The 14,324-nt window shown below is 59.7% G+C and carries 10 protein-coding genes; 5 read left to right on the top strand and 5 right to left on the bottom strand.

What is annotated here, in order from left to right; genetic code table 11:
- Positions 1-95 precede the first annotated feature (95 nt).
- Positions 96-950, bottom strand: coding sequence for a formyltetrahydrofolate deformylase (gene purU, locus O9X62_RS00125; RefSeq protein ID WP_269530749.1), 855 nt, complete (start codon positions 948-950; stop codon positions 96-98).
- 348 nt (positions 951-1,298) lie between these two features.
- Here purU and O9X62_RS00120 point away from each other — a divergent pair, with 348 nt between their 5' ends.
- The 3 genes from O9X62_RS00120 to O9X62_RS00110 all read left to right on the top strand — a co-directional run bounded on the left by O9X62_RS00120 (position 1,299) and on the right by O9X62_RS00110 (position 4,860).
- On the top strand, positions 1,299-2,048 hold the full coding sequence (locus O9X62_RS00120) for an electron transfer flavoprotein subunit beta/FixA family protein (protein WP_269530748.1): 750 nt from the start codon (positions 1,299-1,301) through the stop codon (positions 2,046-2,048).
- Between the two features lie 2 nt (positions 2,049-2,050).
- Positions 2,051-2,986 carry an electron transfer flavoprotein subunit alpha/FixB family protein gene (locus tag O9X62_RS00115; protein ID WP_269530747.1) on the top strand — a complete coding sequence of 312 codons (936 nt, stop codon included), beginning with the start codon at positions 2,051-2,053 and terminating at the stop codon, positions 2,984-2,986.
- 89 nt (positions 2,987-3,075) lie between these two features.
- Positions 3,076-4,860, top strand: a complete 1,785-nt coding sequence (locus tag O9X62_RS00110; RefSeq protein ID WP_269530746.1) for an acyl-CoA dehydrogenase C-terminal domain-containing protein — start codon at positions 3,076-3,078, stop codon at positions 4,858-4,860.
- A gap of 64 nt (positions 4,861-4,924) precedes the next feature.
- Here O9X62_RS00110 and O9X62_RS00105 read toward each other — a convergent pair whose 3' ends face one another.
- Positions 4,925-5,719 (bottom strand): MBL fold metallo-hydrolase, encoded by a 795-nt coding sequence (locus tag O9X62_RS00105; protein WP_269530745.1) that lies wholly within the window; start codon positions 5,717-5,719, stop codon positions 4,925-4,927.
- Positions 5,720-5,900: 181 nt separating this feature from the next.
- Between O9X62_RS00105 and fabI the strand changes: the two genes are divergently transcribed.
- On the top strand, positions 5,901-6,683 hold the full coding sequence (gene fabI, locus O9X62_RS00100; protein ID WP_269530744.1) for an enoyl-ACP reductase FabI: 783 nt from the start codon (positions 5,901-5,903) through the stop codon (positions 6,681-6,683).
- A 65-nt stretch (positions 6,684-6,748) separates the two neighbouring features.
- Here fabI and fliD read toward each other — a convergent pair whose 3' ends face one another.
- On the bottom strand, positions 6,749-8,095 hold the full coding sequence (fliD, locus tag O9X62_RS00095) for a flagellar filament capping protein FliD (protein ID WP_269530743.1): 1,347 nt from the start codon (positions 8,093-8,095) through the stop codon (positions 6,749-6,751).
- Positions 8,096-8,210: 115 nt separating this feature from the next.
- On the opposite strand from fliD, the gene O9X62_RS00090 reads away from it, so the two are divergent.
- The gene (locus O9X62_RS00090) at positions 8,211-8,978 is read left to right on the top strand and encodes a class II glutamine amidotransferase (protein WP_269530742.1); all 768 of its coding nucleotides are present in this window, start codon (positions 8,211-8,213) and stop codon (positions 8,976-8,978) included.
- A gap of 95 nt (positions 8,979-9,073) precedes the next feature.
- Here O9X62_RS00090 and O9X62_RS00085 read toward each other — a convergent pair whose 3' ends face one another.
- Both O9X62_RS00085 and O9X62_RS00080 read right to left on the bottom strand, forming a co-directional pair.
- Positions 9,074-9,769 (bottom strand): FecR family protein, encoded by a 696-nt coding sequence (locus O9X62_RS00085; RefSeq protein ID WP_269530741.1) that lies wholly within the window; start codon positions 9,767-9,769, stop codon positions 9,074-9,076.
- 34 nt (positions 9,770-9,803) lie between these two features.
- Entirely contained in the window at positions 9,804-14,297 is a 4,494-nt protein-coding gene (locus tag O9X62_RS00080) for a YDG domain-containing protein (RefSeq protein WP_269530740.1), read from the bottom strand.
- Positions 14,298-14,324 lie beyond the last annotated feature (27 nt).

Here is a 14,324-nt window from a genome sequence, read left to right as displayed (position 1 = left end):
TTTTACTGTTTTTGCAGCTGGACGGCATGCAGGCGCTGCAGCCGGTGAGACACTTTTTTACTGTTTTTGCAGCTGGACGGCATGCAGGCGCTGGTTCAGTCGAACACAACCGTCTTGTGGCCATATACAAGTACGCGGTGATCCAGATGCCAGCGCACGGCGCGCGAGAGCACGATGCGTTCGAGATCGCGACCCTTTTCAACCAGTGCGTCCACGGTGTCGCGGTGCGAGATGCGGGTAACGTCCTGTTCGATGATCGGGCCATCGTCGAGCACCTCGGTCACGTAATGGCTGGTGGCACCGATCAGCTTTACCCCGCGTGCATGGGCACGGTGGTAGGGCTTGGCCCCTTCAAAGGCCGGCAGGAAGCTGTGGTGGATATTGATGACGCGGTGTTTCCACTTGGCAGTGAAGTCGCTCGACAGCACCTGCATGTAGCGCGCCAGCACGATCAGGTCGATGCCGTGTTCCTGCAACAGGGCGTGTTCACGCGCCTCGGCCTCGGCCTTGTTGTCCTTGTTCACGTCGATTACGTAATAAGCAATGCCGTAGAACTCCGCCACGCGGCGGCAGTCTTCGTGGTTGGAAATCACCAAGGGGATCTCGCAATCGAGCTCGCCAGTGTGGCGACGATGCAGCAGATCCACCAGGCAGTGATCGTACTTGGACACAAAGATCGCCATGCGCGGCTTCTGCGCCGAGCGCTTGAGCTTCCAGTCCATGCCGAAACGTTCGGCAATGGGCGCAAACGCAGCCTCGAACGCATTCATGTCGAGCGCGAAGCCATCCAGATCCCATTCCACCCGCATCAGGAACAAGCCGGCATCGTCGTCCTGATGCTGATCGGCGTGCAGGATGTTGGCGTTGTAGGTGTAGAGGAAGTTCGCAATCGCGGCGACCAGGCCCTTGCGGTCAGGGCACGAGATCAGCAGGGTGGCGGTGTTTTTCATGGCAGGCGGAGCTCGATCGGTAACAGCCGCAACAGGCGCGGCCGGGCATTCTGGCAAAGCCTGCGGGGTGGGGCAATCGCGACAGCGCTGTGGTGAGGGACCTACACTACAAATCAAACGCTTGTTTGATTCGGCCGCAAGGTGCTAGTTTTCGATCAAAGGTAATAGGTAGTCAGATTTTGTATGACTACGCTCAAGTGACGCTGGCACCCCCTCGGTGCTATCCTCACGCGCTCTAGAAGAGGCCGTTGCTGCTGGCGCCGTATCGTTCTCCCGCGATGGTGAGTCGATGCTGTGTCCGCACCCGAGCCCACGAATTCCCTCTACGACCCCCCTGCGGAGGCTGTTTTGAAGATCCTGGTCGCAGTCAAACGCGTTGTTGATTACAACGTCAAAGTTCGCGTCAAAGCCGATGGCTCCAACGTCGATATCGCTAATGTGAAGATGTCCATGAACCCCTTCGACGAAATCGCCGTCGAAGAGGCCGTGCGTCTCAAGGAAGCCGGCAAGGCCACCGAGATCGTCGTGGTCTCGCTGGGCGTGAAGCAGTGTGAAGAAACGCTGCGCACCGCACTGGCCATGGGTGCTGACCGTGCCATCCACGTGGAAACCGAGGCCGAACTGCAGCCGCTGGCCGTGGCCAAGCTGCTCAAGGCCGTGGCCGATAAGGAAGCCCCGCAGCTGGTAGTGCTGGGCAAGCAAGCCATCGACGACGATGCCAACCAGACCGGCCAGATGCTGGCCGCATTGATGAACGCCCCGCAAGGCACGTTTGCCTCCAAGGTGGAACTGGCTGGCGACAAGGTCAATGTCACCCGCGAAATCGACGGCGGTCTGGAGACCGTGTCGCTGAGCCTGCCCGCGATCATCACCACCGACCTGCGCCTGAACGAACCGCGTTACGTGAAGCTGCCGAACATCATGGCCGCCAAGAAGAAGCCGCTGGACAAAGTGACCCCGGCCGATCTGGGCGTGGATGCCGCACCGCGCCTGAAGCTGATCAAGGTGGCCGAGCCGGCCGCGCGCTCGGCGGGCATCAAGGTGGGCTCGGTGGCCGAGCTGGTGGCCAAACTCAAGAATGAAGCGAAGGTGATCTGATCATGGCCATTCTCGTTATCGCAGAACACGACAATACCCACCTGAAGGCCGCCACGCTGAACACCGTGACCGCCGCGCAAAAGCTGGGTGGCGATATCCACGTGCTGGTCGCTGGCCACAATGCTGGCGCTGCCGCACAAGCTGCCGCCAAGCTCGTTGGCGTCGCCAAGGTGCTGACTGCCGATGGCGCGCATCTGGCGCACGGCCTGGCCGAGAACCTGGCACCCGTCGTGGTTGAGTTGGCCAAGGGTTACAGCCATGTGCTGGCCCCGGCATCGACCTTTGGCAAGAATGTGCTGCCGCGTGTGGCTGCCTTGCTGGATGTGGCGCAGATTTCCGACGTGATCGGCATTGAATCGTCCGATACCTTTGTCCGCCCGATCTACGCCGGCAACGTGATTGCCACCGTGCAGTCGAGCGATTCGATCAAGGTGCTGACTGTCCGTACCACCGCCTTCGACGCCGTCGCCGAAGGTGGCAGCGCCGCAATCGAAGCCGTGGGTGCAGGCAGCGATGCCGGCAAATCGGGCTTTGTGTCGCAAGAGCTGACCAAGTCCGCCCGCCCCGAACTGGGTGCCGCCAAGATCATCGTCTCGGGTGGCCGCGCGCTGGGTTCCAGCGAGCAGTTCCACGGCGTGCTCGAACCGCTGGCCGACAAACTCGGTGCTGCTATCGGCGCCAGCCGTGCTGCGGTGGATGCGGGCTATGCCCCGAACGATTATCAGGTCGGCCAGACCGGCAAGATCGTCGCGCCGCAGCTGTATATCGCCGTCGGTATCTCGGGTGCGATCCAGCATTTGGCCGGCATGAAGGATTCCAAAGTCATCGTCGCCATCAACAAGGACGAGGAAGCCCCGATCTTCCAGGTGGCGGACTATGGTCTTGTTGCCGATTTGTTTACCGCTGTGCCTGAACTCTTGGCCGAACTGAACAAATAAGCAGTCCATGCACTAAAACGGTCACCAAGGTGGCCGTTTTTAAAGCCCCACAAATCAAGCAAGCGCTCGAATTAAAACCGGAGACAGCCATGACTTATCAAGCCCCGCTCGCCGACATGCGTTTCGTGATGAACGAACTGGCCGGCCTTAGCGAAGTGTCCGCCCTGCCGGGTTATGAAGATGTGAACCCCGAGCTCGCCGATGCCATTCTCGAAGAAGCCGCCAAGTTCGCCGAGAACGTGCTGGCCCCACTGAATCGCGTGGGTGATCAGCATGGCAACAAGCTGGCTGATGCCGTGGTCACCACGGCGCCCGGATTCAAGGACGCTTACACCCAGTATGTGGAAAACGGCTGGGGCGGCCTGCACGCGCCGGCCGATTTTGGTGGCCAGGGTATGCCCAGCCTGATCGCGACGGCGGTCGAGGAAATGTGGAAAGCCTCGAACATGGCTTTCTCGCTGTGCCCGCTGCTGACGCTGGGCGCGATTGCCGCGCTGGAACACCATGGCTCCGACGAGCTGAAGACGATCTACCTGCCCAAGATGGTGGAAGGCGTGTGGACCGGCACCATGAATCTGACCGAGCCGCAGGCAGGTTCGGACCTCTCGCTGGTCAAGAGCCGCGCCGTGCCCGTGGGCGATGGCACCTACAAGATCACCGGCCAGAAGATTTTCATCACCTGGGGTGAGCACGATATGGCCGAGAACATCGTCCACCTCGTGCTGGCCCGCTTGCCCGACGCACCGGCTGGCGTGAAGGGGATCTCGCTGTTCGTGGTGCCCAAGTTCATGGTCAATGCCGACGGCTCGCTGGGTCCGCGTAATGATCTGCAATGCGTGTCCATCGAACACAAGATGGGCATTCACGGCTCGCCGACCTGCGTGATGAGCTATGGCGACAACGGTGGTGCCATCGGCTATCTGGTGGGCGAAGCCAACCGTGGCCTCGGCTATATGTTCACCATGATGAACGCGGCCCGTCTGGGCGTGGGCGTCGAAGGCATGGCGCTGGCATCGGCTGCCTATCAGAAGGCCGTGGGCTACGCGCGTGATCGTCTGCAAAGCCGTGAACTGGGTTCGGACAACCCGAACCCGGCCGCCATCATCCGTCACCCCGATGTACGCCGCATGCTGATGACCATGCGTGCCTTGGTCGAAGCCGAACGCGCATTGACCTACTACGCCTGCGCCGCGCTCGACAAGGCCGGTCGCCATCCCGACGCCGCCGAACGCCAGAAGTGGGGTGCCGTGGTCGGTTTCCTGACCCCCATCGTCAAGGGCTGGAACACCGAGAACGCCAGCCGCATTGCCAGTCTGGGCGTGCAGGTACACGGCGGTATGGGCTACATCGAAGAAACCGGTGCCGCCCAGTACCTGCGCGACTCACGCATCAGCGCCATTTACGAAGGCACCAACGGCATCCAGGCCATGGACCTGGTTGGCCGCAAGACCGCGAGCGAGAAGGGTGCCACTGCCAAGGCCATGCTGGCCGAGGTGGAAAGCGTGGTTGCCCAGCTGCGCACTGCCGGCCTGACCGAACTGGCCAGCGGCCTCGACAAGGCACTGGCCAACGCCCGTGTCGCTACCGAGTACGTGGTCAACCAGTTTGAGTCCCAACCGCGCGAAGTCGCCGCCGGTTCGGTGGCGTATCTGGAACTGATGGGCCTGACGCTGGGTGGCTGGCAAATGGGCCGGGCCGCGCTGATCGCCAAGCAGAAGCTGGCCGATGGCGAGGGCGATGCGGCATTCTTTGAATCGAAGCTGATCACCGCCAACTTCTATGCGGCGTATCTGCTGCCACAGACGGCCAGTTTTGCCGATGTCTTGGTGAACGGTGCCGATGCTGTGTTGGCTTTGGCCGACGACGCTTACTGAGCGTGATGCACCCCAAACAAAAAGCCGGGCGATAGCCCGGCTTTTTGTTGGCTGGCTGCCCTCCTTAAAGCGGCATCCGGTAGTGCCCCTCGTCGAAGCGGTCAATGCCGCATTGCAGGCTGCTGATCCAGTCCAGAAAGCCCAGCAGTACTTCGCGGCCCACGAAGTAGCGGCCATGCTGCGGCACGAACAGCTTGATCTCGTTGCGCTCCACCCAGGGGCGCACCATGTTGGCCCAGAGGCGACAGGCCTTGTTGCTGACCATATAGCGGCGGTGGAAGCCATCCATATTGCTCAGGTGCCGATCCAGTTCAGCCAGGGTCGTGATCGGCGCGTTGACGGCCTCATGCTCGACCATCGATGCGCCCATATCTCCCGTAAACAGGATGCCCGAGCGTGGGTCATAGAAATGGAAGTTGCCCTCTGCATGCAGGAAATGCGCGGGTACGGCCGCCAGCCGATCATTGCCCAGCGCAATCCAGCCGCCTTCATCGGGCAGGCCCATGATGCGACCGCTGGCATTGCCCACATTGCAGAAGTGCGGCACGAAGCGCTCCCACAGGCGCGATACGACCAGCGTGCAATCGGTGCCGATCAGCCATTTGTTGAGTGAGGCCACGATGTCGGGGTCGGCATGCGAGGCGAGGATGTACTTGAGTTCGCGTGCCGGAAAATACCGCGCCATGGCCATGATCAGCGCGTTGTAGGTCATGTTGCCGGCCGGGTCGATCAGTGCGCCTTCACGGCCGGAAACGATCAGGAACTGGTTGGCCTGGACCGCGTGGTCGTCATCATCATCGACCAGATCGGCAAACATCAGGCAGCGGTGTTCGCCGTCGTCGAACAGGGTAATCGCCATGTCGGCTCCTTGCAGGCAAAGCCCGGACACTAAGGCAGGCAGGGTCTGCAAGGCTTGATCGCGCTCAAGTTCCAGCCGTTTTGCCGAGTATGAATCAAGCGTTTGACCGACAGGCTTTCATTGGCCGAAGCCAGCGGGATAGCTACAATCTTCGCTTCCCCAAGTGAAGGAAGCACTCAGAATGGGTTTTCTCGCCGACAAAAAGATCCTGATCACCGGCCTCTTGTCCAACCGTTCCATTGCCTACGGCATTGCCGAGGCCTGCAAGCGCGAGGGCGCCACGCTCGCTTTCACCTATGTGAACGACAAGCTCAAGGACCGCGTGGTCGACATGGCCGCTGAGTTCGGCAGCGACATCGTCCTGCGTTGCGATGTCGGCTCCGATGAAGAAATCGCTGCCATGGCCGCTGATCTGGGCAAGCATTGGGATCGCATCGATGGCGTGGTCCACTCGATCGGTTTCGCCCCGCGTGAGGCGTTGTCGGGCGACTACCTCGACTCGGTCAGCCGCGAGGCATTCCAGATCGCCCACGACATCAGCAGCTACAGCTTTGCTGCGCTGGCCAAGGCGTTGCGTCCGCAGCTGGCCCCGAACGCGGCCTTGCTGACGCTGAGCTACCTGGGCGCCGAGCGTGCTGTGGTCAATTACAACGTGATGGGCTTGGCCAAAGCCAGCCTGGAAGCCAATGTGCGCTACATGGCCAGCGCACTGGGTGGGCAGGGCATCCGCGTCAACGGCATCTCGGCCGGCCCGATCAAGACGCTGGCGGCCGCAGGTATCGCGGGCTTCTCGAAGATTCTGCACCACGTGGAAGAGTCGGCCCCGCTCAAGCGTAACGTGACGATTGAAGAGGTGGGCAATGTGGCGGCCTTCCTGCTGTCGGATCTGTCATCGGCGGTGACTGGCGAAATCATGCATGTGGATGCGGGTTACAGCACCGTGGCTGCGGGTATGGGTGAGTAAGTACCCAGGCGCGGTGAGCAACAACAAAAGCCCGGCAATGCCGGGCTTTTGTTGTTGGAACCTACTCAGCGTAGTCCCGCAATCGACAGATACTGTGCCAGACCATAGAGATTGCTGGTGGTCTGTCGATAGGCAAGCGGGTTACTGGCCGGGTTGAATCCATCACTGAGCCCACGGGGAGCAGCATCATTCAGTCTCAATGAAGTGCTGGTCTTGCGCAGTACTCCGCTTTGCGCGTCTTCACTGGCAGCGCCCAAGCGCGCTGCCGCATTTCCCAGCAGGGCAGTGGCGCCCTCCGGATCGCTGGCGAAGGCCTGTTTGAACTTGTCCTCATCCAGCTTGAGTTGGCCGTCGCCATCTTTGCGAATACCCAGATCACTCAACGTAAGCCGCTTTTGTCCCGCGCCCGTCTCCGCGCCACTGATGGCCCTGTCAATGTCATTACCGATTTTCCGTGTCAGGCCATCACTACCCAGATCCTTGAGCTGCCCTTGGAAGGTATTGAATGCCGCCACCAAGGCCTTTGCAGACTTCTCGCCCTGACCTGTATCGCGGGTAATGGTGATTCTGGCCGTGCCAGTGGTGTTGGCTGTCAGGTTGATACCGGGTACTACATTAGAGAATGTATTGGTGTTGCTGCTCAGGCGCTTGCCATCCACGGTGGCTTCGGCGTCCTGTGCGATTTGCACGGTGCTGAGATTCTTGCCATAGCCGGGACCGGTATCCGGGTCGAAAGCCAATCGCGACAGTCCCTGCGTGCTATCGGTATCGTTACCATCCGTATCGTCCACCGTGATCCGGAATGCCTGTGCGGCACCGCTCTGCTTGCCCGTGATTTCGAGGCGATACTGATCGTTGCTGTCCTTGGCTACTTTGGCCGTAACACCGATATCTGCACGGTTGATACGGCTGGCAATCCTATCGAGCGAGCTGTCCGTGCTCTGGATGGTCAGGCTTCGGGCGCTTCCGCTGGTCGGGTTGAAGCCGTTGCCGGATTCATCCAGCCGGCCAAACTCGATCCGCAAGGTGCCGCCACCGATCTGGGTGGTATCTGCATCGGCCACGGCTTGGGACTGGAGCTTCTGGGCGCGAGCGAGCTGGTTGACCTCCACACCCAGTGTCTGGCCCCCTTGCACCTGTTTGCCCGCACTGGCTTGCACCACATTTGTGCTTGAACTGACCTTGTAGGCCGCGATCTCATCCCGGGCGTCCAGATTCGCCGAAGCCCGCCTTAGCTCCGACAGGGAGGATTGCAGGCGGCCGTAATCCGACAGCTTGACGCTCGTTGAGGGGATACCCAATCCCGTGCGGCTGCCGACTGATTGACCGACGCTGCTTTGCAGGCGAAACGGATCGTCGGATACTAGGCCGTACAGGCGGTTCAGATTGGTGGATATCGAATTCAGGTTCATTGCATGCCCCGATTCAATGACTGCTGGTCTCTCTTGAAATATACGCCGCCAAGACTGTGTCAGCTTGACCGTCTGGCAGACAAGCCGCTGAAATTGTTAGGAAATGAGTCATACCATGTGCCAGCTATTGGGCATGAATTGTAATGTGCCGACTGATATCTGTTTCTCGTTCGAGGGTTTTCGTCGCCGGGGAGGGGAGACCGATCATCATGCAGACGGATGGGGAATCGGGTTCTTTGAAGGTGCGGGTTGCCGACTGTTCCTGGATTGGCAGTCATCCTGTTCATCGCCGATTGCGGATCTGGTGCGTCAGTATCCGATCAAATCCACCAATGTCATCTCGCATATTCGCAAGGCCACGGTGGGCCAGGTATCGCTGGCCAATACCCATCCTTTCATGCGCGAACTATGGGGGCGTTATTGGCTATTTGCGCACAATGGTGATCTCAAATCCTTGCCTGCCTTGCGCGGCAATCGCTTCCAGCCTGTTGGTGATACCGACAGCGAGCACGCATTTTGCTGGCTGATGGAGACATTGGCGACAGCGTTCCCCACCCAACCGGACATGCCGACACTGACCCAGTTTCTCAAGCTCAGGATGGGTGAGCTGGCTGAGCGCGGGACGCTCAACTGCTTGCTGTCGAACGGTACCGTGCTGATCGCGCACTGTGCCACGAACCTGCATTATCTGGTCAGGCAGGCACCCTTTGGTGATGCGCACCTGGTTGATCGGGACATCAGCATCGACTTTGATGCCCTGACGGGGGAGCATGACCGTGTTGCCGTCATCGCCACGCAACCGCTGACTGATAACGAAGCCTGGATCAGAATGCAGCCCGGTGAGCTACTGGTATTCGAGGACGGACAACCACGGCGGATCTGAACCGGGATACGAACCGATGTCATCGCAAAAGCAAAGGGGCAGCTAAAGGCTGCCCCGTTTGCAAGGTGATGATGGCTTGCAGGCCAAGCCCTTGGTCAGCTACCCACGGTACATTCGAAATCCTGCTGGTTGGGCTGTGTGCCCAGCACGTTTTCGGCAGGGGTATTCACCTTGTTTTCAATCGAGATGGGCACGCCTGTCGTTTCCGGCACGATGACGGGCGCCTGATTGATCCCCACGAAGCCATACTGGCCGGCAGCCAGCTCCTGGCTGCCGGCAGCATTGTTGACGATGATCCGTCCGTCCACCACGTCCAGATGCAAGCCATCCAGCGGTGATTCGCCGCGGTTGGTGCGATAGTCATCGCACTCGCTGTCGTCCTGGCGACAGTACAGCACCCCGTAATGGGTGCCCCGAATCCCGATGGTGGCGGTAGGCGTGGCCATCCTGTAGGACGATAGGCCGTTACGCTTGCCAACCAAACCCGTTACGGCGCGCAGCCCGCCCTTGATCAGACTGAAGAATGCGTTGTCTTCCTGTGGCTTGGCCTGATCAAACCGGTAGTCGTCGATACGGATACGCGTATTAGGGCGCAAGGTCAGCTCACCACCATCCGAGAACTTGATCCTCGCATAGGTATTGGCACTGGTGGATAGCAGATCGCCCGTTTCGATACCCGAGCGCACGCCCAGAATCTTGACATTCCCACTCACCTTTTGCGCCGTGAGCACCCCAGCCAGCTGGGATACGGTGCCTGCGGCGTCCGCCAGCGCGCCGACGGGTACCATCATCCATCCTGCGAGGACAAGCGGCGCCAGCAGCTGCTTAGCACTTCTTGGCTTTTTTCTGCTTGTCATTGTCTTGTCCCTGTTCGCCGGTTGGTGTGGAGCCAGATTGCTGACCCGGGGTGCCTGCATCCTGATCTTGCGGGTCCGCCACGGTCAGACCGCCTTGGTTGGCAACGTTGTTGATCGATTGCACAAGCACACCGGTCGGGCCGGTAGTAGTGCCACCGGTACTGATGGTGCTACCCGGCAGGGCTACGCCGGAAGGATCGGTGATCAAGATCAGACCGGAGGTGCTAGCCAGCTTGAGTTTATCGGGCGGGGTATCTGCCTGCAGGCGAATGGCCCCCTGCGCCGACGCATCCAGCGAGCCTGAGCGAATGTTCAATCCCGTACCAACGGAACCGATGCCGCCCTGCGTCGAGTTGAGTGCCACTGCACCACTGCCCGCATCCAACAGGGCCAGGGTGATATCGCCGAGTGCGCTGTAGTTGATGCTGCCACCATTGGAGGATGACGAGGCATTGCTACCCATCAGCAGGCTGCCATCCAGTGCTGCCATCTGAATGCCGCCACCACTGGTTTGCACGTTGGCATTCTGGGTGATGCCACCACCCGATTCGACATCGCAGCTACCGACCGAGGCAACGATATTGCCATTGATCACGATGTCATCCACGCCTGCACTGGAGAATGACTTGAGTTTGACGGTGCCAGCCTGAATGCCGTCTGTACCAATGGTCATTGGGCTGTGGGTAATCAGGTCAAGACTGGTGCCTGCGACAACTTTGCCTGATGTGGTCAAGCCGCCGAACGACTCGACATAAACGCTGCCTCCGGCTTGGCTAGCCATCAGGTTGAGTGCTTTCTGATTTTGCAGTTTTACATCGCCGCTAGCTGCAAAGGTCAGCTGATCCATCGCCATATTGAGCTGATTGATGTTTGCCGCCTTCAGATCGGCGGCAACCCCTTGCAGATGCGGGCCAGCACCCTCGCCAAGCAGATTGCCGGTGACGACGAGATTGATATTGCTGCCGGCGATGATCTTCTCAACCATCAGATCACCGGTGTCGGTCAGTTTGGTACTACCAGAACTGGCGATATTGACCTTGTTGAAGCTGTTGTTGGCGGCATCCAGCGTCACGTTGGCTGCATTGACCTTGAGCAGGCCAGAGACGCTCATGCTACCGCTCTGTGTCACGTCGCCGACGCTACTGATCCCGGCCTCGGCCACTTCGATATTACCCAGTACGGTATTGCCGGCGGTCTGCGTAATGGCAAGGTTGCCGGCCTTGATGGTTCCGCCTGTCTGACTGAAGCTGTCTGTGACCGTGAGGGTAGAAGCACTGAGGCTGCCAGCAGTCTGCTGCCATCCGCTGGTACTTACCGCGCCTTTGATCTTGAGTTCGCCACCCGACAGCGAGATCGTGCCACTGGAGCTGATGCTGTCGAGATCGACCGTGCCGCCGTCAAAGGTAATCGAAGTCCCCGTCGGGATGGAGACGGCGGCGACGTTGGCCAAGTCGGGCACGGCACCGCCTGCCCAGTTGGCGGGGTCCATCCAGTTACCCGACGCGCCACCCACCCAGGAGACCGACGGCGCGCGGGTAATGTTGGCCTTGCCAATAAAACTCTTCACATCAAGCAGATAGTTGCCGCCATCTGTGCCGCCCAGCGCAATATTCGAAATCGTGACGGTCTTGCCATCCCCGACATTCTTGTCGGCAAACTGGGCTGCGTCGGTTTTCAGCTCAACGTTATCGCCATTGATTACACCGCTAAGCGCACCGGTTGACGAGAACGTGGCTTTCGTGGAGCCGTCATAAACCTTGTTGTCTATGACGATACCGCTGAGCGTGAGCAAGGCGTGAGTAATGTCACCCAATACGCTGCCGCTGGAGTTGGCCAGAATGTAGTTACCCGAATCCGTTCCGGACAGGCTCATCCCGCTGAACGTAATGGTCTTGCCCATGCCAACGTTCTTGTTATCAAAGTTGGCAAACCCGGACAGTCCGACTTGGTCACCCGGCAGCACCCCGGACAGACTCTTGCTCAGATCTGCGATGGTCGAGCCGTCGTAAACCTTGCTGTAGTTCTGGCTGCCGATCGAGATCGTGGCCGGATTCACCACCAGCGATCCCGTGTAGGTGCTGAACTGGTACCCAAGGCTCGATGCCAATCCGGATTGATACTGCAGGGAGTAGTTACCCACATTGAGGCTGCCGGACCCGGATGTTGCCGCCAACACGGCCAGCGCGGGCGAACCCATCATGTCTTGGGCAATGGTGCCGGAGGATACCGTCGCCTGGAAGCTAGGGGCGCCAGTGACATTGGCGTTGGCCATGGTGTCACCGTCAATCAGGCCGGCGGAATCGAGCGTAAAGGTGCCCGGAATGGCGGCGCCGTAAGTGATCGTTCCGCCTGTAGGAATCACATACAGGGTTGGCGCGTAGCTGTAGAAGAACCAGTTGCCGGTGCTGGCGTAGCTGGGCGTAGAACCGGCGACGAAAGGCTGGTTATAGTGCTTGCTGAACCCCCCTACTACCCCCCGCACATCGGATGAAGGGCTGTAGGAATAAACCAGATAGCGGCCGTTGGTGGAGCTGAGACCGGTTGATCCTGCTGAATTGGTAAATGCAGTACCGGCAACAATGGTGACATCGCCACCCCAGTTCAGTGCATTGGCGAGAGTGATGTTCCCACCCTTCAGGAACAGGGCCGCATTGGAGCTGGGCGCAATACCCGCAAGGAAGGTGGCATCCAGCGTGAAGTCGGCGGAAGAGTAAGGCTCGATCACCAGCGAGGACGAGGTGTTGATCGAGTTGGGCGCCAGATTGATGAAGTTGCTCTTCAGGTGGATACCCGTGGGGGCGGTGATCGTGCTGATCCCGCCAACCAGAAGATTCGGCGTGTTGAGCGTAACCTTGCTCGAGGCATTCACCGCCGAATCGTCAAAGCCGATCTGTGTGGCGGTCATGTTGATGGTGGTGGCAGAGATCGGCGCGCTATACACCGTGATGTTGCTGCCCGAATTGAGGGTCAATGCACCATTTGACGTAATGCTCGAGTAGATATCTATGGTGCCCGCGGCATCTACCGTCAGTGATTTGCCGCTCGTGATATTCAGCGCGTAGTTGAAGGTTGCATTGTTGGCAGAAAGTATGAAGTTGGTCGCCGAGCCTTCAATGGTGCTGACGTCAAGCTGATTGACTCCGCAAGGTCCGCAGCACTGCGTGACTGTCATGTCCGTCGGGTCGAGCAGCAAGGTCCCCATCTTGCCGTTGGCTGCGCTCGTATCCACCGTACCGCCATACTGCAACGTCTGTTTGCCGGACACTTCCACCAGCGCACCGTTACCGCCCAGTAAACCACCCTTGGCAAGGATGGTGCCTTGCATGTTCGTGTGATCATCCGCCCACAAGATGGTCTGACCCGCATCACCATTACCTGTAGCACTGGAATCGATCAACGCGCCCGCGGCCATGTTCGTGGTACGCGCGTTGTGTACCGAGGCATCCTTGCCCTGATAACCACCACCGACCAGCACTTCGCCGCCACCATTCAGCCCCCGGGCATCGATGAGTGCGCTGCCTTGCAGAGTGACTGCGTCGCCCAGCAACCGTACATTGCCGCCTTTGCCATGGGCACTGGCGGTGTCGATCGTGCCGCCGAGGGTGCTCGTCCCACCGATCGAGTCGATCAGTACCTCGCCTCCCTTGGCCCGTGTCAGGCTGCCGCTTGCCAGATCGATATTGCCACTGGCGCGGAACACCACTTTGCCGCCATCACCGAGTTCAGCCTGGTTGGCGCTGACCAAGCCCTGCTGGCGAATTGCAGCGGCAAAGATACCGATGCGACCTTGTTCAGCAATCATTTTCCCCACGTTCAGGACATTGCCGGCAGGCGCGGCAACCTTGACCCGCAAGCTGGTATCCACGCCATCCACCAATTCCACGCTAGCACCGGCAGCAAGCAGGATTTCGCCATTGGGCGAAACGATCACGCCGTTGTTCTCGACAGCAGGGGCAATCAGATAAACGAAGCCGCCGCTGGGCGTCGTGATATGCGCCGCATTGCGGACCGTCCCCGTCGCCGCCCCTTCGAGCCGGAGCTTGCCAGCGCTGAAGTCTTCGTCGCGCAGATTCAGCGTTGAGGCAAGCAGGCCGGCCGTATCAATGCGCGCGCCTTCACCAAAGACGATGCCGTTAGGGTTGATCAGGAACACGCGCCCATTCGATTGCAGGCTGCCCAGGATTTGCGATGGATCTTGTCCGACCACGCGATTGAGCACGGCGCTCTGGCTGCTTTGCTGCACAAAGCGGGTGATTTCGTCCTTGCCGATAGAGAAGGCGGACCAGTTGATGATGGCACCTGGCGTGTTGGTCACCGTCAGGGTGTTCCCCTGCTGCTCGATGGTTGCGCTGCCTGCAACAACACTGCCGCCACTCGGGTTGGCATGCCCAACCGGGGCAAAACAGGCCAGGGTGGCCAGGCAAACTGCCTTGATCGCAAATTGGCTTGATTGGGGTTTCATCATCAACTCCTTCCGCCGGAGCGGGGT

It is taken from the genome of Chitinimonas sp. BJYL2 (assembly GCF_027257935.1).
GTDB lineage: Bacteria > Pseudomonadota > Gammaproteobacteria > Burkholderiales > Chitinimonadaceae > Chitinimonas.
This window is presented reverse-complemented; position numbering and strand designations above follow the sequence as displayed.